Consider the following 26,038-nt stretch of genomic DNA (forward strand, 5'->3'; position numbering starts at 1 on the left):
GCCGGTGAATTCCGGCGGGCGCGACGGGACCTTTTTTGCCTCATCGATTCTACCGGGTTGCCGCCATGTCCCTGCTCGACGCCAAGCCGATCTACAAGCCGTTCCACTATCCCTGGGCGTACGACGCCTGGCTGACCCAGCAGCGCATCCACTGGCTGCCCGAAGAGGTACCGCTGGCTGACGACGTCAAGGATTGGCGCAACAAGCTCACCGACAGCGAGCGTCACCTGCTGACCCAGATCTTCCGCTTCTTCACCCAGGCCGATGTCGAGGTGAACAACTGCTACATGCGGCACTACTCGCGCATCTTCAAGCCGACCGAGGTGCAGATGATGCTGGCCGCCTTCTCGGCCATGGAGACCGTGCACGTCGCCGCCTACAGCCATCTGCTCGACACGATCGGCATGCCGGAGACCGAGTACTCGGCCTTCCTCCACGTCAAGGAGATGAAGGACAAGTATGACTACATGCAGGGCTTCAACGTCGACTCGAAGGCCGATATCGCCAAGACCCTGGCGGTGTTCGGCGCCTTCACCGAGGGCCTGCAGCTGTTCGCCTCGTTCGCCATGCTGATGAACTTCCCGCGCTTCAACAAGATGAAGGGCATGGGCCAGATCGTGTCGTGGTCGGTGCGCGACGAGACCCTGCACTGCAATTCGATCATCCGCCTGTTCCGTACCTTCGTGCAGGAGAACCCGGAGATCTGGACCGAGGCGCTGCAGCGCGAGATCTACGTCGCCTGCTCGACCATCGTCGATCACGAGGACGCCTTCATCGACCTGGCCTTCGAGCTCGGCGGCATCGAGGGCATGACCGCCGTCGACGTGAAGCGCTACATCCGCTTCATCGCCGACCGCCGGCTCACCCAGATCAGCCTGCAGCCGATCTACCGCAGCGACGCCAAGAACCCGCTGCCGTGGATGGACCAGATGCTGAATGCCATCGAGCACACCAATTTCTTCGAGAACCGCGCGACCGAGTATTCCAAGGCGTCGACGCGCGGGACCTGGGACGAGGCGTTCAGTTAGCGAGGTCCCAGTTCTGGCCGCCGTAGTGGAGGCGGAGAATCACCACTTCGTCCTCTGATATGGCAAATGCGATCGCGACCCGGCGCTCGAATCCGATGACACGCAAGCCTGGGCGCAGGTCGTCGCGTCGCTGACCTCGCTCGCCAGCGAATTCAAACCCGAGGCAATAGTTCTCGAGCCGCGCAATGTAGCTTCGAGCAACATCGGCGCCGGCGCGTTCGGTGATCCAATCGCCGATGTTGAGCAGATCGCTGTGCGCCTGGGGCGTGAATGTGACAGTTCGCCGAATCAACGACGTGCCTTGCGTCGTCCTTCGTAACGAGCACGGGCGTCGGCGAAGACCGCCTTGGCCGGAACCCGGCTCGACGGGTCAGCCATGGTCGCATCATAGGTAGGCACGACCTCCTCGCGCAGCCACCGTTCGAATGCGGCATCGCGTTCTTGCAGGGCACGAAGACCGGCCCTGATCACCTCCGAAGCAGACGCATAAGCGCCAGATGACACCTTTGCATCGATGTACCGGGTCTGCTCGGTCGGAAGGCTGAACGTCCGTTTGGATATCTTGGCCATGGGAACCCTTCGCGCGGTATGAAAGCTTCATACCACTGACCAGCAACCGCGACCACAGTCGCCAGACATGATGCCCAGCACATGGCTTCCGCTGCCTCTGCCGCCGGAATTGCCGTGCCAAGCCTCACCGAAGTCCCGCCTTGCGAAGGCCGCTGACGAACTGGTCCATCAACGCTTCGGTCTGATAGGGCACGTTGGCGCGCACCCATGCGGTCGTAAGGCCTGGCTGCTCCTCGAGGACCGTGGCGAGGTATGCCCGCGCCTCGGCGAGGCGGCCGGCCTGCGCCATGGCGGCGCAGTGCAGCCTCTGGGCGCCCTGGAAGCCCGGGCGAAGGCGCAGCGCCTCGGCGGTGTGGCGCACGGCTTCTTCATAGTGGCCCGCGGTGAAGTGAGCGACCGCGATGGCGCCGAGGAACAAGGCCATCTCGGGATCGAGCGGGCTGAGGCGTATCGCTTCGCCGCCGTGGTCGACGGCCGCTTGAAACCGTCCGGCAAAGGCATAGCCGCGGCTAAGATGCGAATGAGCGGCGGCAGAACTGGGATTGAGCAAAACGGCCCGGCCGAAAGCGGCAATCGACTCTTCGGTTCGCCGCTCCATCATCGCCGCGTAGCCGAGCGCGATATGGCCCCACGGATCGCAATCGTCGAGCGCGATCGCCCGGATGGCGTGGCCGCGGCCGGACGCCATGCCGTCTTCGCCGGCGATCCAGCCCATGTGCACGGCGAACACGCGGCAGAAGCCCAGCCGCCCATGTGCGGGGGCGTAGTCGGGATACGAGTCGACGGCATGCTGCAGCGGCTTGATGGCCGCGTCGCAGTCGGTCCTCGTCAGGCGCCAGAAATGGGTCTGCGCCCGCGCCACCAGATCCCAGGCATCGAGATGGCCCGGTGAGCGCGACAGGGCGCGTATGCCCTCGGCGGCCAGCAGCCGCGGCTCGATGGCCCCGGCGACGTTGCGCGTGATCTCGTCCTGGATCGTGAACATATCGCCCAGCTCGCGGTCGTAGCGCTCGGCCCAGTGATGCCCGCCGCTCGCGGCGTCGACCAGTTGCGCCGTGATGCGCAGCCGCGCGCCGGCCCGGCGAACGCTGCCTTCCAGGACGTAGCGCACGCCCAGCTCGCGCGACACTTGCTTCACGTCGACCGCGCGGTTCTTGTAGACGAACGCCGAATTGCGCGCGATCACGAACAGCCAGCGGATGCGCGCCAGGCCGGTGACCAGGTCCTCGGTGATGCCGTCGGCGAAATAGCCCTCGCCGGGCTCGCCGCCCTGGTCGACGAACGGCAGCACGGCGATCGACGGGCGATCGGGCAGAGGGAGCGGGTCGGGACTTTCCTGGCGCACCTCGGCAACGAAGCGCAGGCCCTTGCGGGGAAACGTCCTGATCAGGAGCTGGTGCTCACCGGTGTCGCCGATCGCCCGGCGGGCTGCGTTGATGCGATTGAACAGCGCCGACTCCGAGACCATGCGGCCGTGCCAGATGGCGCCCAGCAGGTCATCCTTGCTGACCACACGATCGCGATGGCGGATGAGATGGGCGATCAGGTCGAGGACCTGCGGCTCCACGGCGATCAGCGCCGACCCTCGGCGCAGCTCGCGTCGGTCCATGTCGAGGACGCAGTTCGCGAAAACGTACCGCAATGCTCTTCCAGCCACGGGAACGAAGCAGGGAACGCTACCATGTCTCTCCTTGAGGAAAAATGGAGGGGATCGTGAGGCGGACCTCAAGCGGCCGAGGTCCGCCTGTGCAAGCCTCTCGATCAGCCCTGACCCGAAGGACGAACGATGAGCACGAAACGCTGGCCCTCGTTTCTTCTCGCGCTGATGGTCGCCTTTTCGGCAACCCCATCGATGGCGCAGCAAGCACCGCCGCTGTCGGTCAGGCCCGTGATCGACAAGAAGCTCAAGGAGCTGCCGCCGGGGCCGCTGTTCTGGCGTATCGAGACCTTCGGCACGTTGCCGCAAGCCCAGGCCGCCGCGGGCCCCACCGCGCTCGCGGCCGAGATTTCCGGCAAGGTCTGGCTGTTCACGCTCGGGGTCGCGGGCGGTGCCACGCCGGGCGCCACCAAGGTTGCCGAGGTCGGCCCGGTGCCGCCGATCAAGGCGGCCGAATATCTGATCCGTATCAATCACGCGAGCGGTCCGCCGGGCGCGCGCACGCCACCGCACACCCATCCCGGGTCGGAAGCGTTCTATGTGCTGAGGGGCCGTCTGGGTCAGAAGACGCCGCACGGCGTCATGCACGCGGAGGCGGGCACGGCCATGAACGGCCACGGCGCCGACATGCCGATGGAGGTCTTCAGCGCCGGGACGACCGACCTTGACCAGCTCGTCATGTTCGTCGTCGACGCCAGCCGCCCGTTCTCGTCGCCCGCCAAGCTGGAATAGGGCGCCGGCCAAGAAATCGATCGATTACGCTGGAACGCTCGAGGTCCGGAAGACGAGACTCTGCGCCGGTCAGGCCGAGGCCCGGGCCGCCTTCGCGGCCTCGAAGGCGGCGAGGCGGTCGGTGAACTTGCCCTTGGCCGGCCCGGCAGCGGCGGCGATCGGCGGCGCGGGCAGGATCTCGTAGAAGTGGCAGGCGACGCGATGGCCGGTGCCGGGGCCGGTGTCGGCCTCGCGCAGCATCGGCTCCTCCTCGCGGCAGCGTGGCTGGGCGAACGGGCAGCGCGTGTGGAAGCGGCAACCCGGCGGTGGCGCCAGCGGGCTCGGCACGTCGCCGGCGAGCAGCATGCGCTTGCGGCGGATCGAGGGATCGGGCCGCGGGATCGCCGACAGCAGGGCCTGGGTGTAGGGATGCAGCGGGCGCTCGTAGAGATCGCGCTTGGTGGCGATCTCGACCAGCTTGCCGAGATACATCACCGCCACGCGATCGCTGATGTGCTTCACCACCGCGAGGTCGTGGGCGATGAACAGGTAGGACAGGCCGAACTGGCGCTGCAGGTTCTGCAGCAGGTTGACGATCTGCGCCTGGATCGAGACGTCGAGCGCGGAGACCGGCTCGTCGCACACGATCAGGTCGGGATTGACCGCGAGCGCCCGGGCGATGCCGATGCGCTGGCGCTGGCCGCCGGAGAACTGGTGCGGATAGCGCCGCGCATGCTCGGGCAGCAGCCCGACCACGGCCAGCAGCTCGCGCACGCGGCTCTCGCGCTCGGCCTCGCTGCCGATGCCGTGCACCGCCATCGGCTCGAGCAGGATCTCGCCCACCGTCATGCGCGGATTGAGCGAGGCGTAGGGGTCCTGGAAGATGATCTGCATGTGCCGGCGCAGGCGGCGCAGCGACTGCTTGTCGAGGCCGGCGATCTCCTCGCCCTTGAAGCGCACCGAGCCGGCAGTCGGGTCCATCAGGCGCAGGATCAGGCGGCCGGTCGTCGACTTGCCGCAGCCCGACTCGCCCACCAGCGCCAGCGTCTCGCCGCGCGCGATCTCGAAGGTCACGCCCTCGACGGCGCGCACCAGGCCGATGACCTTGCGCCGGATCAGCCCGCGGCTGACCGGGAAGTGCTTCACCAGATCCTGTACCTCAAGAACTGGGACCTGCAGGACCGGAGCGGTGGCGTTCATGCGACAGGGGCTTTCCAGCAGGCGACGTGATGGGCGTCGCCGATCTCGCGCAACGGCGGCGGCTGCTCGTGACAACGCCGGTCGGCGAACGGGCAGCGCGGCGCGAAGCGGCAGCCCTTCGGCTGATTGTTGGGCGAGGGCACCGTGCCTTCGATGGTGGCCAGGCGCTCGCGATCGACGTCGAGTCGCGGGATCGAGCCCAAGAGGCCGATCGTGTAGGGATGCTGCGGATCGGCGAACAGCGCGCCGACCGGCGCCTGCTCGACGATCTTGCCGGCGTACATCACCAGCACGTCGTCGGCGACCTCGGCGATGACGCCGAGATCGTGGGTGATGATCAGGATCGCCATGCCGAGCCGCTGCTGCAGATCCTGCAGGAGATCGAGGATCTGCGCCTGAATGGTGACGTCGAGGGCGGTGGTCGGTTCGTCGGCAATCAGCAGGGTGGGCTCGCAGCTGAGCGCCATGGCGATCATGACGCGCTGGCGCATGCCGCCCGACAGGCGGTGCGGGTAGTCGTCGATGCGCTGGGCGGCCGACGGGATGCGCACCAGCTCGAGCATCTCGATCGCGCGCTTCTTGGCCGCGTGCGGCGACAGGGTGGTGTGGGCGAGGATCGCCTCGACGATCTGCTGGCCGATCGTGTGGACCGGATTGAGCGAGGTCATCGGTTCCTGGAAGATCATCGACATCTTGCCGCCGCGCAGGCGGCGGCGCTCGTCGGCCGAGAGGCCGAGCACGTCGCGGCCGTCGAACATCACGGCCTCGGCCGCGACCTCGCCGGGCGGGCTCGCCACCAGTCCCATGACCGAGAGCGAGGTCACGCTCTTGCCGCAGCCGGATTCACCGACCAGGCCCACCGTCTTGCCGCGGCCGACGGCGAAATCGATGCCGTCGACGGCGCGAAACAACCCGCGGTCGGTGTTGAAGTGGGTCTTGAGGCCGCGGACCTCGAGCAGCTTGCCCATCAGAAGGAGTAGTCCAGGCCCTTGTAGAAGGTGTTCTGGTAGAGCATGTGCGGGCGCACGCCCTTCAGCTTCTTCAGGCTGGTCGTGTACATGGCGACGTTCATGACCGGCATCCAGAGATGCTCCTCGGTGACGCGCTGCTGGGCGAGCGCGTAGTACTTGGCGCGATCGGCGTCGCTCAGGGAGGCCTTGCCCTTGCGCAGCAGCTCATCGGTCAGCGGGTCGTTCCAGTTCATCCGGTTGGGTGCCGGGATGTTCTTGGAATCGAAGTAGAAGTTCAGCAGGTCGCCGGCCGACATGTAGGGGAAGGTCACGGTCCACAGCTCGTAGTCCTGCTTGCCCATCTCCGCCGGGGCGATCGTCGAATCGAAGCCGACGATCTTCCAGTCGACGCCGATCTTGCGCATGTAACCCTGGATCGCCTCCGACACGCGCGGGAAGTAGGCGACCTGGGTGAACAGCACGCGCGGCGCCAGCTTGACGCCGTCCTTCTCGCGAATGCCGTCGCTGCCGACCTTCCAGCCGGCCTCGTCGAGCAGCTTCCTGGCGCGCTCGGCGTCTTCCTTGATGATGCTTTTGGTGCTGTCGGCGAAATCGAGCGCCTTGGGGTCGATGTAGGTGTAGGCCGGATCGGCATTGCCCAGCATGATGCCCTTGGCGATCTCGGCGCGGTTGATGGCGATATTCATCGCCTCGCGCACGCGCTTGTCGGAGACCATCGGGCGATTGGCCTTGTAGCCGTAATACATCAGCTGGAAGTTGGGCTTGGCTTCCTGGACGTTGAGGGCGGGCGACGCCTTGACCTGCTGGATGAACTGGAGCGGGATCTGGTGGGTGACGTCGAACTGCCCGCCCATCATCGCGGCGACGCGGCTCGAATCCTCCGGCACGATCTTGATGCTGAGCCTCTCGAACTTCACCGGGCCCTTGTTCTGGTACATCGACGGTCCCCATTTGTAGGCGTCGTGCCGCTTGAGCACGATCTCGGTGCGCGGCTGCCATGACTCGAAGCACCATGGGCCGGTGCCGTCGATCGCCTTGACGCCGTAGTCCTTGCCCAGCGACTCGACGCTTTCCTTGTTGTGGATCGCCGTGGTGAACATGGTGAGATTCAGCAGCAGGTCGGAGAACGGCTCCTTCAGCTCGTACTCGACCGTGTAGGGATCGGTCGCGCGGATGTCCTTGAGGTTGCCGGCGCGCCAGGCGAGCGGCGCCTTGAGCTCGGGGCTGACCAGGCGCTTGAAGGAGTAGACGACGTCGTCGGCGGTGAACTTCTTGCCGCTGCAGAAGGTGACGTCGTCGCGCAGCTTGAAGGTGTAGAGCTTGCCATCGGGGCTGACCGTCCAGGACCTGGCGAGATAGGGGATCGGCGTCTTGCCGTCCCAGTCCATCGCCACCAGCGTATCCTGGAACATGTTGACGATGTCGGAGGTCGGCGACCAGGTGGTGCGTTGCCCGTCATAGTGCGGCGCGTCGAGCGACTTCATCATCTTCAGGGTCTGCGCCTCGGTGATCGAGGCCGCTCCCGCCACGCCAAGCAACGCGGCCACGCCCATCAAGAATTTACGCATCGTCGTTTCCTCACCTTTGTTGTTTTCCTCCCCAGCTTTGCTGCTCATCCTCCTCCCCAGCTTCGCTGGGGAGGTGTCGGCGTAATCGCCGACGGAGGGGTCATGAGCCTCAGTCCCGTTGCTCATGACCCCTCCGTCGCGTATGACGCGACACCTCCCCAGCTTCGCTGGGGAGGGGGATGAGCAGCGAAGCGTGGGGAGGAGAAAAGAACTCACAAAGACGCGTCCAGCCCCTTGTAGAAAGTGTTCTGGTAGATCATGTGCGGCCGGGCGCCCTTGACCTTCTTGTTGACGACCTCGTCCATGTTGATGTTGAGCACCGGCATCCACAGGTGCTCCTGCATCACCTTCTGCTGGACCAGCGCGTAGTACTTGGCACGGTCGGCCTCGGTCAGCGCGGCGCGGCCGAGCCTCAGCCATTCGTCGGTCTCGGCGTCCTTGTAGTTCATGCGGTTGGGCGTCGGGATGTTCCTGGAATCGAAGTAGATGTTCATCAGGTCACCAGCCGAGAGGTAGGGCACGGTGACCGACCAGATCTCGTAATCCTGCTCGGCCATCTTGGCCGCCGCGATGGTCGAGTCCCAAGGCTGGACCATCCACTGCACGCCGATCCTGCGCATGTAGCCCAGGATCGCCTCGCCCACCCGGGCCGAGTTGGCGTTGGCGGTGTAGTAGACCTTGGGGGCGAGCTTGACGCCGTCCTTCTCGCGGATGCCGTCGGCGCCCGGCTTCCAGCCGGCCTCGTCGAGCAGCTTCCTGGCGCGCTCGATGTCCTCCTTGATGATGCCCATCGTCTTCGGATCGTGATCGAGGGCGTCCTTGTCGACGATGGTGTAGGCCGGCTCGGCATTGCCCAGCAGGATGCCCTTGGCGATCTCGGCGCGGTTGATGGCGATGCTCATGGCCTCGCGCACGCGCTTGTCGGCCACCATCGGCCGCGAGATCTTGTAGCCGAAATAGAGCAGCTGGAAATTCGGCTTGGCCGGATGGACCTGCAGCATCGGCGCGGCCCGCGCCTGGGCGATGAATTGCGCCGGGAACTGGTGGGTGATGTCGAACTGGCCGGCCATCATCGCCGCGACGCGGCTCGAATCCTCCGGCACGATCTTGATCACCAGCTTCTCGAACTTCACCGGCCCCTTGTTCTTGTACATCGAGGGGCCCCACTTGTAGGCATCGTGCCGCTTCAGCACGATCTGGGTGCGCGGTTGCCAGGATTCGAAGCACCACGGGCCGGTGCCGTCGGCGCTCTTCACGCCGTAATCCTTGCCCAGCGCCTCGACGCTGTCCTTGTTGTGGATGACGTTGGTGAACATGGTGAGCTGCAGCAGCAGCTCGGAGAACGGCTCGGCCAGCTCGTACTCGACGGTGTACGGGTCGGGCGCGCGCAGGTCCTTGATGGTGCCGGCGCGCCAGGCGAACGGCCCCTTGATCTCGGGGCTGGTCAGGCGCTTGAAGGAGTAGACCACGTCCTCGGCAGTGAATTTCTTGCCGCTGCAGAAGGTGACGTCATCGCGCAGCCTGAAGGTGTAGAGCTTGCCATCGGGGCTAACGGTCCACGACCTGGCGAGATAAGGGATCGGCGTCTTGCCGTCCCAGTCGAGCGCCACCAGCGTGTCCTGGAACATGTTGACGATGTCGGAGGTCGGGCCCCAGGTCGTGCGCTGGGCATCGTAATGCGGCGCATCGATCGACTTCATCATGTTCAGGGTCTGCGCGGCGCCCGGACTTGTGACACTCCCCGCGATACTCAATGCGAACGCAACACGGAGAAAAGCTCTGATCATTGTTGCAGCCTCGGATCGAGGACGTCGCGCAGGGCGTCGCCCAGAAGGTTGGCGGCCAGCACGATGACGAAGATCGCGCAGCTCGGGATGGTGGCGATATGCGGCGCCATGAACAGGAAGTCGCGGCCCTGGGCCGCCATCATGCCGAGCTCGGCGGTCGGCGGCTGGGCGCCCATCCCCAGGAAGCCCAGCGCCGAGCCGATCAGGATGATCTGACCGAAGCGCAGGGTGAGGAAGACGAAGATGGTGGAGATGCAATTCAGCGTCAGGTAACGCCAGATCAGGGTGCGGTCGGAGACGCCGACGGCGCGGCCGGCTTCCATGAATTCCTGCCCCATGATGCCCACCGCAGCGCCACGCGCGACGCGCGCCACGTCGGGCACCGTGGCGACCACCAGGGCGATCACGACGGCGCCCAGGCCGGCGCCGGCGACCGCCGCCACCGCGAGGCCGATCAGGATCGCCGGGAAGGCCAGCATGACGTCGACGATGCGCATGATCCAGCCGTCGGCGCGCGGATAGTAGGCGGCGCAGATGCCGAGAACGCCGCCCAGCAGGCCGCCGATGATGACGCCGACCAGGCCCAGCATCAGCGTGTTGCGCGTGCCGTAGATGACGCGGCTCAGGATGTCGCGGCCGGTATTGTCGGTGCCGAACCAGTGCTCGGCGCTGGGCGGCTGCATCACCTTGGTGAGGTCGGTGAGATAGGGATCGTAGGGCGCCACGACCGGGGCGAACACCGCCGCCAGGGCGATCAGGGCGAGCACCAGGGCGGCAGCGGCGGCGACCTTGTCGCGCGCCAGCCGGCGCAGCACGCCGGAGCGCGAAAGGACTCCGGACTCTTCGGTCCGGACGACGGCGTCCAGGGTTTCCACACTCATGAGCGCTGCACCCCTAGGACCGTTGGACTCTGGGATCGAGATAGACGTAGAGCACGTCGACCAGCAGGTTGATCGTCAAGAAGGCGATGGCGAGGATCATGATGGCGCCCTGCGCCGTCGGGAAATCGCTCGACACGATCGCCCCGACGGCGAGCCGCCCGACGCCCGGCCAGGAGAACATGGTCTCCGTCACCACCGCGCCGCCCAGCAGGAACGCCGCCTGAAGGCCGATCAGCGTGACCACGGGGATGAGGGCATTGCGCAACGCGTGATGGACGATCACCACCGTCTCGCGCAGGCCCTTGGCGCGCGCCGTGCGCACGAAGTCGGCGCCCAGCACCTCGAGCACGGCAGTGCGCGTCAGTCGCGCGATCGGGCCGATCAGCACCAGGCCCAGCGTGGTCGCCGGCAGCACCAGGCTGGGCAGGCCGCCGTCCCACACCGGGCCGGTGCGGCCGGTGAACGGCAGCAGGCCCCACTTGAAGCCGACATACTGGATCAGGATCAGGCCGATGAAGAACACCGGCATGGAGACGCCGGCCACCGACACCGCCATGATCAGGCGATCGACGATCGAGCCGCGCCGCACCGCCGCCAGCGTGCCGAGCGCCAGGCCGCACGGCACGGCGATCAGCATGGCGGCCAGCATCAGCTCGACGGTCGGTCCGATGGTGAGCGCCAGCTCCTCGCTCACCATCTTGTTGGAGATGATCGAGCGGCCGAGATCGCCGCGCAGCACGCGGCCGATATAGTCGGCGAACTGGATGGGGATCGGCCGGTCGAGGCCGAGCTCGTTGCGGATCGCGGCGATGGTCTCGGCCTTGGCGTCGGGGCCGGCGATGATCATCGCCGGATCGGCCGGCACGACCTGCAACAGGCAGAAGCAGAGGAACAGAACCCCGAGCAGCGCCGGGAACGAGACCAGCAGGCGGTGGATGATCTGTCTGCCCATGCGCCATCCTCGACCTAGTCAAGCCAAGGGAACGCGCGCCGGAATCACCAGCGTGTCTCGACGTCGCTCCCTGACCACCGCGCTTCGATCATTCGTGCGCGGCCTTTAGGGTCTGTGAGACCCTTAGTTGCACGAAGTGTGGCATGCTCTCTTGGCGTCGTCACGCCCATCCGCCGGCATGCGGAAGAACATGACCGGTAATAAAGCCCGCCTGTTCCGAGCAGAGAAAGCAGATGGCCGCGCCAAGCTCTTCGGGCTTGCCGAGTCGGCCGAGCGGGATCTGCGCCGTTATCTTGGCCATCGCTTCCTTGTTGGCGAGCAGCGCCGGCGGAAAGTAGTCGGGGTTCTCGACATAGTTGGATCCGACCGCGTTCACCGTGATGCCGTCGCGCCCGAGCTCCTTGGCGAGCGAGGAGACGAGCCCGTTGGCGGCGGCGCGCGCCGACACGTAGGGCGCGTAGTTGGCGATGCCGCGCAGCGGGGCGGCCGACGAGACCAGGACGATGCGACCCGATTTCTGCTTCTTCATCGCCGGCGCGACCAGCTGGATCAGCCGGAAGGGCGCCACCGCCATCGTCTCGAGCGCGGTGCGATAGTCCTCGAGGCGTGCCTCGGCGATTGGCGCCCGCAGGGCCGGAAAGGCGTCGTTGCTGACCAGGGCGTCGATGCGGCCGTGACGCTTGAGCGCCAGCTCGATCATCGTCGCCGGATCGGTCGCGGACAGCGCGTGCGCCCCCGGATGGCGCGATTCGAAGGCGCGGCGGGCGCTCGGTGCCTCGAAGGTCGGGTCGTGCGCCACGACCGTGGCCCCCTGGACCAGCGCCACCGCCGACGTGCCGTGGCCGGCGAATTTCTCGACATTGGTGATCAGGATCACCCGGTCTTTCAGCAGCATGGCGGTTCCTCTGGGGCACATTTCGTCCGGCTGATTACAGCCGGACGAAATGTGCCTGTTGCAACACTTATTCTCGATACATGCATTTCGAGCGTCATTCCCCTCCCCAGCTCCGCTGGGGAGGTGTCGCCGTCTTACGGCGACGGAGGGGTCATGAGCAGCGGGACTGAGGCTCATGACCCCTCCGCCCCGTATGACGGGGCACCTCCCCAGCGAAGCTGGGGAGGAGTCATGAAAGAGCGCCTCCACGGCCGAACGCCCGCCTGCCCACGGCCGGCACCGCGGTTCCATCAAGTAGCGAATCGGCCTAGGTTGCCGCCCATGACAAAGCCCGATCCCAGCGTGCCGGTCCCGGCGGGTCAGGCCCCGCGACATCCCGATCCGGATCGCGCGTCCTTCGGCTATCGCGATGTTCCGGCGGGCGAGAAAGCGGGCCTGGTGCGGCAGGTGTTCGAGAGCGTGGCGCCGCGTTACGACCTGATGAACGACCTGATGTCAGGGGGCGTGCACCGGCTCTGGAAGAATGCGCTGATCGATGTCGCGAACCCGCGGCTGGGTGAACGTTTCCTCGATGTCGCAGGCGGCACCGGCGATATCGCGTTTCGTCTCGTGCGCCGCCAGGGCGACCGGCCCGATGTCACGATATGCGACATCAACCAGGCCATGCTGGCGGTCGGCCGGGACCGGGCGATCGATCGCGGGCTGGTGGCCGGCCTCGACTGGGTGACCGGCGATGCCGAGAGCCTGCCCTTCGAGGACCGCTCGTTCGACGGCTACACCATCGCCTTCGGGCTGCGCAATGTCACCGATATCGACAAGGCGCTCGCCGAGGCGTACCGCGTGCTGAAGCCGGGCGGGCGCTTCTACTGTCTCGAGTTCAGCAAGGTGAGGTCGGCGCCGGTCGGCCGCGTCTACGACGCCTATTCCAGCCGGGCCCTGCCGTTCTTCGGCCGCGTTGTCGCCCGCGATGCCGAAGCCTACCGCTACCTGCACGAAAGCATCCGCCGCTTCCCGCCGCAGCGCGAGCTGGCCCGGCGCATGCGGGGTGCCGGCTTCGCCAACGTCGCCTGGCGCGACATGACGCTCGGCGTCGTGGCCCTGCATTCGGGCTGGCGGGTGTGATGGCAGGTCGTCGCCTTCATTCTCCTCCCCAGCGTCGCTGGGGAGGTGCCCCCGTAATCGGGGGGCGGAGGGGTCATGAGCCACAGTACTGATACTCATGACCCCTCCGTCGCCGTAAGACGGCGACACCTCCCCAGCGAAGCTGGGGAGGTGTTCACTTCGCGCTAGCATGCTGCGTGCGCTTCGCAATTCGTGGCGCCTGTTGCGCATGGCGTTGAGCTTCGCGCGGCACGATGCGCTGTTTCCGCTCGAGACGCTGGGCATCGCGCCGCCGCTGATCGCCTGGGCGCGGCTGTTCGCCGGGCGGCGCGACACGCGGCGGCCGGGCGAGCGGCTGACCGCGGCGTTGCAGGGGATGGGGCCGTCCTTCATCAAGCTCGGCCAGGCGTTGTCGACTCGTGCCGACCTCCTGAGCGAGAGCGTTGCCGCCGACCTGGCGCAGCTGCAGGATCACCTGCCCGCCTTTTCCGGCGTCGAGGCGCGCCGCATCGTCGAGGCCGAGCTCGGCCGGCCGATCGACGCGCTGTTCACCAGATTCGAGGACGTTCCCGTCGCCGCGGCGTCGATCGCCCAGGTCCATTTCGCCGTCACCACCGAAGGGCGCGACGTCGCGGTGAAGGTGCTGCGTCCCGGCATCGAGAAGGCGTTCGCGCGCGACCTCGACCTGTTCTACTGGATGGCCGAGCTGGTCGAGCGCACCCAGCCCAGGTTCCGGCGCCTCAAGCCGGTCGATTCGGTGCGCGCCTTCGCCGACGTCATCCGGGTCGAGATGGACCTGCGCATGGAAGCCGCGGCGTGCGAGGAGCTGGGTGAGAACTTCGTCGACGATCCGGGCTATCGCGCGCCCACGATCGACTGGGACCGCACCGCCCAGCGCGTGATGACGCTCGAGCGCGTCGACGGCATCCCGATCGGCGATCGCGACGCCATCGTCGCCGCCGGCCACGATCCCGACGCCATCATGCAGAAGTGCGCCGAGGCGTTCTTCTACCAGGTGTTCCGCGACGGCTTCTTCCACGCCGACATGCATGGCGGCAACGCCTTCGTCGACCGCTCGGGCTGCATCGTGCCGGTCGATTTCGGCATCATGGGCCGGATCGACGAGGCGACGCGCGGCTATCTCGCCGAGCTGCTGGTCGCGTTCCTGCGCCGCGACTATCGCGCCGTCGCCGACGTCCAGTTCCGCGCCGGCTACGTGCCGCCCGACCAGTCGCGCGAGATGTTCGCGCAGGCCTGCCGCTCGATCGGCGAGCCGATCTTCGGCAAGCCGAGCCACGAGATCTCGATCGCCCGCCTGCTCGCCCATCTGCTGCGCGTCACCGAGCAGTTCGAGATGACGGTGCAGCCGCAGCTCCTGCTCTTGCAGAAGACCATGCTGATGGCCGAAGGCATGGGCACCAGGCTCAACCCGCACGTCAACATCTGGGAGCTGGCGCGGCCGCTGATCGAGGATTGGATGCGGACGCATTTCGGTCCGCGCGCCACGATCGGCCGCGCCGCCACCGACCTGGCCGAGGGGCTGCGCCGCCTGCCGCGCCTGATCGAAAGCCTGCATCTGATGGCCGAGCACGAGCGGCAGAAGGCCGAGGCGGAGCTGAAGGAGCTGCCGAGGGCATTCCGGTCGTGGCTTCGCTTGGGCTTCACCGAGATCATCGCCGCGCTGGCACTGCTCGCCGCCATCGTCGCCTGGTGGCACTGAGCACCATTGCGATGCTCCTTTCATTGCCGGGAGCGTGGCACTCCGTGCCGCACTCTTCTCCTCCCCACGCCATGCGTGGGGAGGTGTCGCGTCATACGCGACGGAGGGGTCATGAGCCTCAGGCTCAACCCTCTCTCGTGACTCATGACCCCTCCGCCGCCGTAAGACGGCGGCACCTCCCCAAGCTTCGCTTAGGGAGGAAAATGAGATGAGCGCCACGAAGTGGCGCGCTTCCGGCGGCATGACACGACCATGTCGCTGACCGACATCGTCTTCGGTCTCGCGGTCCTGCTGGTCGCCGGGCTGGTCAAGGGCCTGGTCGGGCTTGGCCTGCCGACCATCACCATCGCGCTCACCTCGCTCGTGCTGCCGATGACCGAAGCGATGGCGCTGGTCACCTTTCCGATCATCTTCAGCAACGTCTGGCAGGCCTCGGTCGGCGGCCGCTTCCGCGCCATCGTGCGCCGCCATTGGTCCCTGGTCGTCCCGCTGGCGGTGTCGCTCTACGCCACCATGGGCCTGCTCGGCCGCAAGGGACCGGAGTGGGCCTTTCTCGTCCTGGGGGCCGTGCTCGTCGCTTACAGCGCCCTTGGCCTGCTGCGCATCCGCCTGCATATCCATGCCGACCTGGAGAAGCCGCTGGCGCCGCTGGTCGGCGTCGTTTCCGGCTTCGTCGGCGGCGTGGTCGGCGTGCCGGTGGTCCCGCTGATGCCGTACCTTCAGGGCCTCGACATCAAGCCGGCCGAGCTGGTGCAGACCCTGGGCGTGGTCCTGTGCGCCACCTCCTTCTCCCTCGCCGTTTCCCTGGTGAGCTTCGGCCTGATCGACGGGCCGCGCGCGCTGGTCTCGGCAGCGGCGGTGGTGCCGGCACTCGCCGGCATGTGGCTCGGCCAGCAGGTCCGCCTGCGCCTGTCGATCGACCAGTTTCGCATCGCCGTCTTCTGGGCCCTCCTGCTGACCGGGCTCTACACTTTCGCGAGCCGGCTGTTGTGATAGTCTCGGCGCCATGTTGAACGGCAAGCGGGTCCTGCTGATCGTCGCGGGTGGCATCGCGGCCTTCAAATCCCTCGAACTGATCCGGCGGTTGCGCGAGCGCGGCGCGTCGGTGCGCTGCGTCCTGACCGAGGCCGGAGCGAAGTTCGTGACGCCGCTGTCGCTGCAGGCGCTGACCGAGGATCGCGTCTACAGCGACATGTTCTCGCTCACCGACGAGAGCGAGATGGGTCATATCCAGCTCTCGCGCGACGCCGATCTGCTGGTCGTGGCGCCGGCCACCGCCAACCTCCTGGCGCGCATGGCGTCGGGCATGGCCGACGACCTGGCGGCGACGGTGCTGCTCGCCACCGACAAGCCCGTGCTGGCCGCGCCGGCGATGAACGTCCGCATGTGGACGCACGTCGCCACCGTCGCCAATGTCGAGACGCTGAGACGGCGCGGCGTCGCTTTCGTCGGTCCCAACCAAGGGGCCATGGCGTGCAACGAATACGGTCCGGGCCGCATGTCGGAGCCGCACGAGATCGTGGTGGCCATCGAGAGCCTGCTTGCGCCGGCGCCGGCAAAGCCCCTGGCCGGCCGCCGCGCCCTGGTGACGTCGGGGCCGACACGCGAAGCCATCGACCCGGTGCGCTACATCTCCAACCATTCGTCGGGCAAGCAGGGCCATGCCATCGCGAGCGCCCTTGCGGGGCTCGGCGCCGAGGTCACGCTGGTGTGCGGGCCGGTCAGCCTGGCCGATCCGCCAGGCCTCGAGACGGTGCATATCGACTCGGCCGACCAGATGCTGGCCGCCTGCCTGGCCGTCGGCACGGTCGACATCGCGGTCTGTGCCGCCGCCGTGGCCGACTGGAAGGTCGCCCGCCCGGCCACCGCGAAGATCAAGAAGCAGGCTGGCGCCGAGCCGCCGGTCCTGACGATGGTTCCCAATCCCGACATCCTGGCGACACTGTCGAGCCTCGGCGCCAGTGCCGGGCCACGGCGCCCGGCCCTGGTCGTGGGCTTCGCCGCCGAGACCGAGAACCTGGTGGCCAACGCCATCGACAAGCGCAAGCGCAAGGGCTGTGACTGGATCGTCGCCAATGACGTTTCGCCGGCGACCGGCACGTTCGGCGGCGAGCGCAACACCGTCCACCTGATCAGCGCCGCCGGCATCGAGGATTGGCCGACCTTGGCCAAGGACGATGTCGCATCGCGGCTCGCCGCCCGCATCGCCTCGCATTTCGCGGAGCCGCCTACGGCCAAGGCGGCCGAGTAGCCATGACGACCGGCGCCGAGACCGTCGAGATCGAATTGGTGCGCCTTGCCCACGCGCGCGACCTGCCGTTGCCCGACTATGCGACGGCCGCCGCCGCCGGCGCCGACCTGCTGGCCGCCATCGAGGGTGAGATCGAATTGGGGCCGCTCGACCGGCGGATCGTGCCGACCGGCATCTCGATCGCCCTGCCGCCGGGGTTCGAGGCCCAGGTCAGGCCGCGCTCGGGCCTGGCCGCCAAGAACGGCGTGACAGTGGCCAACGCACCCGGCACCATCGACGCCGACTATCGCGGCGAGATCGGCGTGATCCTGGTCAATCTCGGCAAGGAGCCGTTCCGCATCACGCGCGGCATGCGGATTGCACAGTTGATCGTCGCCCGGCATGCCCGCGCGGTGTGGCGTGAAGTGAGTGAGCTCGAACGTACGGCGCGCGGTGCGGGCGGGTTTGGTTCGACAGGAGTATCAGCCGGGTCATCGAAAGTCGCCTGATAGAGGAAACCGGGGATGCCTCGGCTCAGCAAGAAAACCATGTTCGCCATCGAAGCGGTTCTCGACGTGGCGTTCCATGTCGGCGAGCACCCGGTGCGCAGCGGCGACATCACCGAGCGCCAGCGCATTCCCAAGCGCTATCTCGAGCAGGTCCTGCAGCACCTCGTGCGGGCCGGCATCCTGAGCGGCAAGCGCGGGCCGCGCGGCGGCTATCGTCTCGGCCGTGATCGAAAACGCATCACCCTGGGCGAGGTGGTCCGGGTGGTGCGCAACCTCGAGGCCGAGACCGAGCCCACGGACCCGGCGATCGGCTCGCCGCTCGCCCATGAGGTCGTGTGGCCGATGTGGGAGACCATGCGCGAGCGCATGATGACCCAGCTCGACGCCATCACCATCGAGGATCTCTGCCAGGCCGCCCAGGCCAAGGGCCTGCCCGGCCCGTCGACCGGCCAGACCGATCGACACGCGACCTCATAACTCATTTTCTCCCCCTGTGGCGCTGTTTACGGCGCCACAGGGGGAGGGATTGGAGATGTGTCCACTCCTTCGCAGCTTCGCTGGAGAGGATTGATCCTCAATTGAGAAGCGCGCCGCTCGACTGTTCGTCACAGCACGCACTGCGCGTCCGGCCGGTTCCAGCCGAGCGCACGATGCTCTAGTGTCCGCCGGTTCATCGAACCGGAGGAATGAGATGGCGAGAGCCAAGAGAGCGGCGAAACCGAAGGCAGCGGTCAAGGCAGCGAAGCCCAAAGCCAATCCGCGCAACAAGAAGCTCTACGACGACGGCATGAAGGTGCGCAAAGCCGTGCTCGGCGCGACCTACGTCGATACGTCGATGGCGAGCGCCGACGATTTCATGATGTCGTTTCAGGACGTCACGACGGAGTATTGCTGGGGTTACGTCTGGACGCGCCCGGGCCTGTCGCGCAAGACGCGCTCGATGCTGAACCTCGCCATGCTGGCGGCGCTCAATCGCGGCCCCGAGCTCAAGCTGCACGTCAACGGCGCGCTCAACAACGGCCTCACCAAGGAGGAGATCAAGGAAGTTCTCCTCCAGGTCGCGATCTATTGCGGCATTCCGGCCGGCCTCGACGCGTTCAAGACCGCCCGCGACGTGTTCAAGGAACGCGGCGTCTGAGCCATGGCGGCGGTTCGGCCGGCTGAGACGGGCGAGGCCGCGAGGCTGAGCGCGCTCTGCATCAGGTCGAAGGCCCATTGGGGCTACGACGCCGCGTTCATGGCGCGGAGCGCGCCATCGCTGACGGTGGACGAAGGCGACATCGCCGACGGCCGCGTGCTGGTGGCCGTCGATGCCGCCCAGCGGCCCCTCGGCGTGGCCTGCGTGATCGTGGACGGCGCCGTCGCCGACCTCGACATGCTGTTCGTCGATCCGCCGGCGATCGGCCAGGGCGCCGGCCGCGCGCTGTTCGACGCCGCGGCCGGCCTGGCCCGCCGGCTCGGCGGCCTTCGCATGACCATCCTGGCCGACCCCCATGCCGCATCGTTCTACGAGCGCATTGGGGCCCGCTACCTGCGGCACGCGCCGTCGGATGCCATTCCCGGCCGCACCCTGCCGTTCTATGAGTATGATCTCTCTGTGTAGATACGATCTCTCCTCGTACGTTTTCCCATCAGGACCGACCCATGACCACGCTTGCTCCCCCTGCCACCATCGCCTTCATCGGTCTCGGCATGATGGGCCGCCCGATGGCGGCGCGGCTCGCCGAGGCGGGCTTCAAGCTCCGGCTCTATGACCTGTCGCAGAAGGCGGTTTCGGATTTCATCGGCGCGCATCCGTCGGCGCTGGCCACGGCGTCGCCCAAGGCTGCGGCGCAGGGCGCCGATGCGCTGATCACCATGCTGCCCGACGGCAAGGTCGTGCGGCAGGCCGTGATCGAGGGCCGCGACGCGGCGCGCGAGGGTCTGGCGCCTGGCGCGCTGGTGGTCGACATGAGCTCGTCCAACCCGGTCGACACCCAGAAGCTCGCGCGCGATCTCGCGGCCAGCGGCGTGGCCCTGCTCGACGCGCCGGTGTCGGGCGGCGTGCGCCGCGCGATCGACGGCTCGCTCAGCATCATGGTGGGCGGCGGCGCCGCCGACCTCGAGCGCGCCCGGCCGGTGTTCGGGGCCATGGGCAAGACCATCACCTTGTGCGGCCCGGCCGGGGCCGGGCATGCGCTGAAGGCGCTCAACAACTACTTGTCAGCGGCCGGCCTCGTCGCCATGTGCGAGGCCCTGGTGGTCGGCGAGGCGTTCGGGCTCGATCCCGGCACCATGGTCGACGTGTTCAACAGCTCGACCGGCAAGAGCAACGCCACCGAGGTCAAGGGCCGCCAGTTCGTCGTCTCGCGCACCTTTGCCGCCGGCTTCACGGCCGGCCTGATGGCCAAGGACCTGCGCACGGCGGGCGAGGTCGCCAACCATCTCGGGCTCGACATGCCGGTGCTCAAGCAGTCGGTGGGCTACTGGGCCGATGCCGTCGGCAAGCTCGGGGCGGCCGCCGATCACACCGAGATCTTCCGTTACGCCGAGATGCTGGCCGAGGCGGGCAAATGACCGACGCATTCACGCTCGACAGCACCTACATCCATCTGCGGCCCGACGAGAGCGCCGCCTCGATGCCGGGCGGCGCCGCCTTCTGGGCCGGCATCGCCGACCGGCGCGACCTCGCCGAAGGCCGCCTGATGGGCAGCACCAGCCAGAGCGCCGACTGGAACCACTGGGAACGCCACCCCGCCGGCGACGAGATCCTGGTGCTGCTGTCGGGCGAGATGGAAGTGGTGCTCGACACCGCTGCGGGCGAGCAGCGGGCGAAGCTGGCGCCCGGGCAGACCTTCATCGTGCCCAGGGGCGTGTGGCACAGGGGCATCGTCACCAGGCCAGGCGACCTGATGTTCATCACGCCCGGCGCCGGGACGGAGCACCGGCCGGTCTGACGCAATTTTTTGGCGTGTCTCTCGCGCTCCACCGTGATCACGCACTCGTTCTGCTGCAAACTGTGTGGCTCGCGTCCTTCGGAGGATTCGCACGATGCGTCGTCCTGACAAGCGTCTCGGGCTGGCTTCAGGGTCCAGACTGCTGCAAGGCTGGGCAACCGCGGATCAACGAAAGTTACGGGCGCTACCGAAGCGCAAGCTGCGTCAGGCTGCCCAACCCCAAGGCGATGAAGCCGTCGAAGCTATTTGCGCCGTAATCCGCCGCATCCCCATGGGCTGGGTTGCAACCTATGGCCAAGTCGCGGCGATGGCCGGCCTGCCGCGGCGGGCCCGCCTTGTTGGCCGCGTACTTCAGCGCCTTGATCCGGTAACCAAGATCCCGTGGCACCGCGTCGTCAACGCCAAGGGCGAGGTGTCCTACAGCCTGTCCCGCAATGGCGGCGACGCCCTCCAGCGGCGCTTGCTGGAAAAGGAAGGCATCAGATTCGACGACAGTAATCGCCTGAACCTGGAACGATGCCGCTGGCTCGACTGACAATAGCGGGCCGAACTGCCGCACGCCCCGCGGGGCTGGGCGGGCCCCAGCCTGCTGGCGCCGTTCATCTCTGTGTGATGAGACGCTTCGCGACACGATACGTCGCGGCCCTCAAGCCGAGGCAGCGCGCTCGATCATTCGGTAACCCGCCAGCCGAAGTCCTTCTTCCCTGACCGCGTAATCTTCCGGCCGTACCCAAGGCAGTCTCTGCTGATGGCGCCGGAACTGCTCGGAAAATTGCGGGGGGATGCGCTCGAGCGCAGCGCGCGCCTCGTCCAGGCGCCCAAGATGGGCCAGGCAGGAAGCCATCAATTCATGGACTAGGGCCAATCCTGGACGCAGTCGAACGACCTGGTGCAGAGCCTCGAGCGACGCATCGAACTTTCGCCCGCCCAATTGAATGGACGCGGTCCACAGGGTCCATAGCCATGTCAGCGGATCTTGCGGGCTGGCGCGCATTGCCTGGCGTATCCGATCGATCGCTTCTTCGCGATATCCGCCAAAGCCGAGCACACAGCCAAGCATGCTGATCACAAAAGCGTTGTTCGGATTGAGGGCAAGCGCCGTGCGGGCCTCGGCGATGGCTGCCTCCCATTCGCTGCCCCACATCAGCATGTGCGCCAGGATGGCATGTGCCATCGCGTCCTTGTCGTCGAGAGAGACGGCGAGGAGCGCCTCATTACGCGCGGTTCCTTGAACCTCCTCGAACGGGCGGTGGGAGTAATGCCAGATGTCCCATTGCAGGGCCAACGCGTACCCATAGTGACCGGGAGCGAAATTCGGATCGAGGGCAATGGCCTGGCGGAAGAAGGTCAGGGCCGTCTGGTTCTCTTCGGGTCCGTACTTGTAGAAATGCCAAAGGCCGCGTTGATAGGCCTCCCAGGCATCGAGCCGGTCGGGCGGCTTGCGCAGCACGCGCTGCCGTTCAGCTTCGGCAAGCGCCGGTTCGATGAGCCCGGCGACCCTCGCCGTCATTTCATCCTGTACCGCAAAGACGTCGCTGAGATTGCGGTCGTAACGTTCTGCCCAGACGTGCGCACCCGAGATCGCGTCGATCAGCTGCGCGGTGATGCGCAGCCGGTTGATGCTCTTTCTCACCGAGCCTTCGAGCACGTAGCGTACGCCCAACTCGCGGCCGACCTGCCTGACATCAACGGCGCGGCCCTTGTAGGTAAACGAGCTGTTGCGCGCGATGACGAACAAAGACTTGAAGCGCGACAGCGCGGTGATGATGTCCTCGACCAGGCCATCGACGAAGTATTCCTGCTCGGAGTCGTCGCCTATATTGTGGAACGGCAGGACGGCAATCGAAGGCCCATCGGGCAGCGCGAGAGCAGGCCCCTCGGGAGAGCTTGTCGCGCCGGCCAGGCTTGGCGAAGGCTCCGCCCCCGCCTGAAGCGTGACATTGCCGACGAAGCGGTATCCCCAACGGGAGCTGGTACGGATCAGCCGCTGGGCCTTTCCATTGTCCCCGATAGCGGTGCGCGCCGCATTGATGGCATGGGTGAGGGCGGAGTCCGAGACGATCCTGCTCCCCCAGACCCGGGCGATGAGGTCGTCCTTGCCGACCACTCGATGCCGGTTCTCGATCAGGTGGAGCAGCAGGTCAAAGACTTTGGGTTCGACCTTTCGCACCGTCCCGTTGCGCGACAGTTCCCGACGCACGGGATCAAGCACATAATCATCGAACTGAATTGCCACGGCGCGACATCCCCAGTACCCCGACCGCTCGCTGCCTTAGGTTCGGCGTTTGGCCGGAATATCCAAAGGATAACACAAGAAATCCATCAGGACTCCCCGTTCCCCGATGCGGACACTGACGCGTGCGGTGGCTTCAACCGATGGGGGAGATACGCCATGATCAAGGTTCAAGTCTCGCGCCGCCGTGTGGTTCGCGGCGCCGCTGTCGCTGGCAGCCTCGTGGTTGCAGCGGGTGGCAGCAACATGTTCGGCGTCGCCCGCGCGCAATCGACACGAAAGACCTTTGTCCTCGTTCACGGTGCCTTTGCCGGCAGCTGGACCTGGCGTCGCGTCGCGGACCAGCTCGAGCAGAGCGGTCACAAGGTATTCGTTCCGACCCTGACCGGCTTGGGCGAGCGCTCGCATTTGCTGAGGAAGGACGTCGATCTGGATACCCACATCGCGGACGTCGTCAACCTGATCAAATGGGAGAACCTCGAGAACGTCTGCCTCGTCGCATGGTCGTATGCGGGTTTCGTTGGTTCAGGCGCACTCGATGGTCTCGGCGACCGCGTCTCGTCGATCGTGTGGCTCGATGCCTTTCTGCCTGCCGACGGACACAGGGTGGTGGACGTCACTGCTTTTGGCAAGGCCGTCCAAGCGGCCGTTGACAAGGGTGAGCCGGGTTTCGGTCCACCGCCCAAGGTTTCAGACGTTTTTGTTGCCGAACGCGAACAGGCGTTCGTTGCGTCCAAGTTCACGCCGCAACCGATCGGCACCTTTCTGCAGCCGATCAAGGTGTCCGGTTCGCTCCAAAAGGTATCGAAGAAGACATACATCCGGCTTCCGAAGTTTCCTCAGCCAGCCTTCGATAAGGCGCTGGCGGACTGCAAGGCAGACAAGTCCTGGACCACCGTCGCACTGCCCGACGTCGGGCACATTGCCATGCTCGATGCGCCGGACCGCGTGAGTCAGTTGATACTGCAAGGCGCGTGAAGTCGGCCTTCGCCTTACGGCGCGTTTCGCGATCAACGAGACGATCTCGACTGGTCCACTTTCTCGTACGGAGGCTACATGACTTTGCCAAACGTCACGCGACGCGGAATGATCGGTGTTCTTGCGACCGGAGCGGCTGCCGCCGCCGTGATTCCGCCAGACACGTTGATCGGTCAGGCGCGGGCTCAATCCGTTCGCAAGACTTTTGTTCTGGTTCCGGGGGCTTTTTGTGGAGCTTGGTATTGGCGGCGCGTTTCGGACAGACTCGAGAAGGAGGGTCACAAAGTCTATTCGCTCACCCTTACCGGATTGGCAGATCGTTCGCATTTGATGAGCAAGGACGTCAATCTGGACACCCACATAGCCGACATCGCCAACCTCGTGGAATGGGAAGACCTCGCAGGCATTTGCCTTGTCGCCCATTCGTATGGGGGCTTCCCGGCGTCGGGCGCGCTCGAACGCATCGGAAACCGCGTCTCCTCCATCGTCTGGGTCGATGCGATGAAACCTGCGGATGGTCAGTCGTTTCGGGACCAGGTGCCGTTCCAAGCGGAAGAGGGTGCGATCAGCCGTCCGCCTCCCAAGACTGTTCCTCCGAGCGCCTTTCACGATGCCAAGGACGCGGCCTGGTTCCTGTCGAAGTTGACACCGCAACCGATCGGCACGTGGCTGCAACCGGTGAAACTCTCCGGCGCACGCGAACGGGTCGCAAGGAAGACCTACATCCGCTTACCCCAATTCCCATCATCTCCGTTGGATAAGGCATTTGCGGAGTGCAAGGCCGACGCATCTTGGACGACCCTGGAAAATACGACATCCGGCCATAGCGTCATGATCAATGAGCCGGAGTGGCTGGCTGGGGTTTTACTGCAAGCCGTCTGACGTCGAAGCACGGGTTCCGATGTTCATCAGGCCCAGCGCCGGGACGGAGCCCCGGCCAGTTTAGCGCCTGTCACGAAACAAGTGCTCCAGAACCGCTGTCATCCCAACCCCGGGGGGCCTTTGGGGCAGCAATGACATCGAGGCACTGGCCCGCGGCGCGGCGGCATGAACCCAACCGGCCGCCCGGCTCGACCGGAGAGATTGCCAACGCCGCGTTCTTCCTGCACTCGGATGAGGCGTCCTTCGTCGCGGGCGTCGCCCGGCCGATGGACGGGGCGCCTCAGCGCAAGGAAGAGGTCACGCATGGTAGAGCCGCTGTGTTACGGGACGATTCCCGTCGGCCAGGCCGTCGGTCCCTTGGCCTATGTCGTCCCGCGCGACTTCAATCAAAGGCGGCTGGCGGCTTTGTCGGGCCGGGACCTGTCGGCGTGCTTCAGGACGGAGGACGGCGAGTTCGCCGAACCCAGCTTCCTCTACGGCCAGCACTCATGGGTGATGCGCAGGCACTTCTCCTGGGCCGGCAGCGTGCATGCAAAGTGTGACGTCGCGCTCGAGGGGCCGGTACGCCCCGGCGACAGGATCCACGTCACGGGCCGCATTGCCGACAAGTACGAGCGGCGCGGCGGACGTTACGCGGTCTTCGAGATGGCGACCGTCGATGACGACGGGCGGCCCGTCTGCACCGTGCGCAACAGCATGCTGCTGAACTTCCGCGAGGTCGTGACGCGACGCCGCGTGGCGCAGGCCGATCCGCCGGCGGCTTCGGCACCCGACCCTGCGAAAGCAGGCGGTCCCGCGTTGGCCGTCTCGTTCGGGCCGAAGGCGTTGACGCGGGACGACATCCTGAGCTTCTACGCGGCCGAGGAGCAGGTCTACGGTCCGCACGCCAGCCTGCACAACGACGAAGCGGCCGCCAAGGCGGCGGGCCTCGCCGACATCATCGCACCCGGACGCTACTCGCTGGGACTGATGAGCTGCCTGCTCGGCGGCCTGCATCGCGACCGCTGGCTGCCCGGCGCGCGCTTCTCGGTGGCGTTCCTGCGCAACCTCCTGCCGGGCGTCGTCCTACGGGCCTCGGCGATCCCGCGGGAGCGATCAAACCTGATTGGCCGGCCGGCGACAACGATCGACATCACGTGCATGGATGAACGGTCCGGTCTCCCGGTACTCTCCGGCACGGCGGAGTTGCCGGGCAAAGGCGGATGGTCGCCGGGTTGCCGGTGAGCGAG

Annotated in this window: 27 protein-coding genes; 16 read left to right on the top strand and 11 right to left on the bottom strand. The window is 66.5% G+C overall.

Annotated elements, in window-relative coordinates:
* Positions 1 to 65: 65 nt before the first annotated feature.
* Positions 66 to 1,028: a ribonucleotide-diphosphate reductase subunit beta gene (locus tag ACILR9_RS28910; protein WP_395713442.1), complete on the top strand. Its 963-nt coding sequence runs from the start codon at positions 66 to 68 to the stop codon at positions 1,026 to 1,028.
* Here the strand turns inward: ACILR9_RS28910 and ACILR9_RS28915 are convergent.
* The 3 genes from ACILR9_RS28915 to ACILR9_RS28925 form a co-directional block, all read right to left on the bottom strand.
* Positions 1,021 to 1,320, bottom strand: a complete 300-nt coding sequence (locus tag ACILR9_RS28915) for a type II toxin-antitoxin system RelE/ParE family toxin (protein WP_395713443.1) — start codon at positions 1,318 to 1,320, stop codon at positions 1,021 to 1,023. The two genes, ACILR9_RS28910 and ACILR9_RS28915, sit on opposite strands and share 8 nt — an antisense overlap.
* On the bottom strand, positions 1,317 to 1,598 hold the full coding sequence (locus ACILR9_RS28920) for a type II toxin-antitoxin system ParD family antitoxin (protein WP_395713444.1): 282 nt from the start codon (positions 1,596 to 1,598) through the stop codon (positions 1,317 to 1,319). The genes ACILR9_RS28915 and ACILR9_RS28920 overlap by 4 nt, the downstream gene beginning before the upstream one ends.
* Before the next feature lie 124 nt (positions 1,599 to 1,722).
* Positions 1,723 to 3,240 carry a tetratricopeptide repeat protein gene (locus ACILR9_RS28925; RefSeq protein ID WP_395713445.1) on the bottom strand — a complete coding sequence of 506 codons (1,518 nt, stop codon included), beginning with the start codon at positions 3,238 to 3,240 and terminating at the stop codon, positions 1,723 to 1,725.
* A gap of 144 nt (positions 3,241 to 3,384) precedes the next feature.
* Between ACILR9_RS28925 and ACILR9_RS28930 the strand changes: the two genes are divergently transcribed.
* Positions 3,385 to 3,987 carry a cupin domain-containing protein gene (locus ACILR9_RS28930; RefSeq protein ID WP_395713446.1) on the top strand — a complete coding sequence of 201 codons (603 nt, stop codon included), beginning with the start codon at positions 3,385 to 3,387 and terminating at the stop codon, positions 3,985 to 3,987.
* Between the two features lie 69 nt (positions 3,988 to 4,056).
* On the opposite strand, the gene ACILR9_RS28935 is transcribed toward ACILR9_RS28930, so the two are convergent.
* The 7 genes from ACILR9_RS28935 to ACILR9_RS28965 all read right to left on the bottom strand — a co-directional run bounded on the left by ACILR9_RS28935 (position 4,057) and on the right by ACILR9_RS28965 (position 12,220).
* Positions 4,057 to 5,166 (bottom strand): ABC transporter ATP-binding protein, encoded by a 1,110-nt coding sequence (locus ACILR9_RS28935; RefSeq protein ID WP_395713447.1) that lies wholly within the window; start codon positions 5,164 to 5,166, stop codon positions 4,057 to 4,059.
* Positions 5,163 to 6,134: an ABC transporter ATP-binding protein gene (locus ACILR9_RS28940; protein WP_395713448.1), complete on the bottom strand. Its 972-nt coding sequence runs from the start codon at positions 6,132 to 6,134 to the stop codon at positions 5,163 to 5,165. Before ACILR9_RS28940 ends, ACILR9_RS28935 begins: the two co-directional genes overlap by 4 nt.
* Positions 6,134 to 7,705 (bottom strand): ABC transporter substrate-binding protein, encoded by a 1,572-nt coding sequence (locus ACILR9_RS28945; protein ID WP_395713449.1) that lies wholly within the window; start codon positions 7,703 to 7,705, stop codon positions 6,134 to 6,136. Before ACILR9_RS28945 ends, ACILR9_RS28940 begins: the two co-directional genes overlap by 1 nt.
* A gap of 212 nt (positions 7,706 to 7,917) precedes the next feature.
* The gene (locus tag ACILR9_RS28950; protein WP_395713450.1) at positions 7,918 to 9,408 is read right to left on the bottom strand and encodes an ABC transporter substrate-binding protein; all 1,491 of its coding nucleotides are present in this window, start codon (positions 9,406 to 9,408) and stop codon (positions 7,918 to 7,920) included.
* An 80-nt stretch (positions 9,409 to 9,488) separates the two neighbouring features.
* The gene (locus ACILR9_RS28955; RefSeq protein WP_395713451.1) at positions 9,489 to 10,373 is read right to left on the bottom strand and encodes an ABC transporter permease; all 885 of its coding nucleotides are present in this window, start codon (positions 10,371 to 10,373) and stop codon (positions 9,489 to 9,491) included.
* Positions 10,374 to 10,386: 13 nt separating this feature from the next.
* A complete protein-coding gene (locus ACILR9_RS28960; protein WP_395713452.1) occupies positions 10,387 to 11,325 on the bottom strand; it encodes an ABC transporter permease in 939 nt (312 codons plus the stop codon).
* 160 nt (positions 11,326 to 11,485) lie between these two features.
* On the bottom strand, positions 11,486 to 12,220 hold the full coding sequence (locus ACILR9_RS28965; protein WP_395713453.1) for an SDR family oxidoreductase: 735 nt from the start codon (positions 12,218 to 12,220) through the stop codon (positions 11,486 to 11,488).
* Between the two features lie 321 nt (positions 12,221 to 12,541).
* Between ACILR9_RS28965 and ubiE the strand changes: the two genes are divergently transcribed.
* From ubiE to ACILR9_RS29020, 11 genes are all read left to right on the top strand, one after another.
* Positions 12,542 to 13,342, top strand: a complete 801-nt coding sequence (ubiE, locus tag ACILR9_RS28970) for a bifunctional demethylmenaquinone methyltransferase/2-methoxy-6-polyprenyl-1,4-benzoquinol methylase UbiE (RefSeq protein WP_395713454.1) — start codon at positions 12,542 to 12,544, stop codon at positions 13,340 to 13,342.
* 169 nt (positions 13,343 to 13,511) lie between these two features.
* Positions 13,512 to 15,041 carry a 2-polyprenylphenol 6-hydroxylase gene (gene ubiB / locus ACILR9_RS28975; RefSeq protein WP_395713455.1) on the top strand — a complete coding sequence of 510 codons (1,530 nt, stop codon included), beginning with the start codon at positions 13,512 to 13,514 and terminating at the stop codon, positions 15,039 to 15,041.
* A 252-nt stretch (positions 15,042 to 15,293) separates the two neighbouring features.
* On the top strand, positions 15,294 to 16,034 hold the full coding sequence (locus ACILR9_RS28980) for a sulfite exporter TauE/SafE family protein (RefSeq protein ID WP_395713456.1): 741 nt from the start codon (positions 15,294 to 15,296) through the stop codon (positions 16,032 to 16,034).
* Between the two features lie 13 nt (positions 16,035 to 16,047).
* On the top strand, positions 16,048 to 17,292 hold the full coding sequence (gene coaBC, locus ACILR9_RS28985) for a bifunctional phosphopantothenoylcysteine decarboxylase/phosphopantothenate--cysteine ligase CoaBC (RefSeq protein ID WP_395713457.1): 1,245 nt from the start codon (positions 16,048 to 16,050) through the stop codon (positions 17,290 to 17,292).
* A 2-nt stretch (positions 17,293 to 17,294) separates the two neighbouring features.
* Positions 17,295 to 17,780, top strand: a complete 486-nt coding sequence (dut, locus tag ACILR9_RS28990; protein WP_395713458.1) for a dUTP diphosphatase — start codon at positions 17,295 to 17,297, stop codon at positions 17,778 to 17,780.
* Between the two features lie 15 nt (positions 17,781 to 17,795).
* Complete coding sequence (locus ACILR9_RS28995) at positions 17,796 to 18,257, top strand: RrF2 family transcriptional regulator (RefSeq protein ID WP_395713459.1); 462 nt, start codon at positions 17,796 to 17,798, stop codon at positions 18,255 to 18,257.
* Between the two features lie 310 nt (positions 18,258 to 18,567).
* Positions 18,568 to 18,918 carry a carboxymuconolactone decarboxylase family protein gene (locus ACILR9_RS29000; protein ID WP_395713503.1) on the top strand — a complete coding sequence of 117 codons (351 nt, stop codon included), beginning with the start codon at positions 18,568 to 18,570 and terminating at the stop codon, positions 18,916 to 18,918.
* Positions 18,919 to 18,921: 3 nt separating this feature from the next.
* Positions 18,922 to 19,383 carry a GNAT family N-acetyltransferase gene (locus tag ACILR9_RS29005; protein WP_395713460.1) on the top strand — a complete coding sequence of 154 codons (462 nt, stop codon included), beginning with the start codon at positions 18,922 to 18,924 and terminating at the stop codon, positions 19,381 to 19,383.
* Positions 19,384 to 19,424: 41 nt separating this feature from the next.
* Positions 19,425 to 20,336, top strand: a complete 912-nt coding sequence (locus tag ACILR9_RS29010) for an NAD(P)-dependent oxidoreductase (RefSeq protein WP_395713461.1) — start codon at positions 19,425 to 19,427, stop codon at positions 20,334 to 20,336.
* Entirely contained in the window at positions 20,333 to 20,716 is a 384-nt protein-coding gene (locus tag ACILR9_RS29015; RefSeq protein WP_395713462.1) for a cupin domain-containing protein, read from the top strand. Before ACILR9_RS29010 ends, ACILR9_RS29015 begins: the two co-directional genes overlap by 4 nt.
* A 94-nt stretch (positions 20,717 to 20,810) precedes the next feature.
* Positions 20,811 to 21,251 carry an MGMT family protein gene (locus ACILR9_RS29020; RefSeq protein WP_395713463.1) on the top strand — a complete coding sequence of 147 codons (441 nt, stop codon included), beginning with the start codon at positions 20,811 to 20,813 and terminating at the stop codon, positions 21,249 to 21,251.
* 111 nt (positions 21,252 to 21,362) lie between these two features.
* On the opposite strand, the gene ACILR9_RS29025 is transcribed toward ACILR9_RS29020, so the two are convergent.
* On the bottom strand, positions 21,363 to 22,952 hold the full coding sequence (locus ACILR9_RS29025; protein ID WP_395713464.1) for a winged helix-turn-helix domain-containing protein: 1,590 nt from the start codon (positions 22,950 to 22,952) through the stop codon (positions 21,363 to 21,365).
* A gap of 156 nt (positions 22,953 to 23,108) precedes the next feature.
* Between ACILR9_RS29025 and ACILR9_RS29030 the strand changes: the two genes are divergently transcribed.
* The 3 genes from ACILR9_RS29030 to ACILR9_RS29040 all read left to right on the top strand — a co-directional run bounded on the left by ACILR9_RS29030 (position 23,109) and on the right by ACILR9_RS29040 (position 26,033).
* Positions 23,109 to 23,927: an alpha/beta fold hydrolase gene (locus ACILR9_RS29030; RefSeq protein WP_395713465.1), complete on the top strand. Its 819-nt coding sequence runs from the start codon at positions 23,109 to 23,111 to the stop codon at positions 23,925 to 23,927.
* Between the two features lie 78 nt (positions 23,928 to 24,005).
* Positions 24,006 to 24,809, top strand: a complete 804-nt coding sequence (locus ACILR9_RS29035) for an alpha/beta fold hydrolase (protein ID WP_395713466.1) — start codon at positions 24,006 to 24,008, stop codon at positions 24,807 to 24,809.
* Positions 24,810 to 25,112: 303 nt separating this feature from the next.
* Complete coding sequence (locus ACILR9_RS29040; protein ID WP_395713467.1) at positions 25,113 to 26,033, top strand: hypothetical protein; 921 nt, start codon at positions 25,113 to 25,115, stop codon at positions 26,031 to 26,033.
* The last annotated feature ends 5 nt before the right edge of the window (positions 26,034 to 26,038 follow it).

Source organism: Reyranella sp. (genome assembly GCF_044224635.1).
Lineage (GTDB): Bacteria > Pseudomonadota > Alphaproteobacteria > Reyranellales > Reyranellaceae > Reyranella.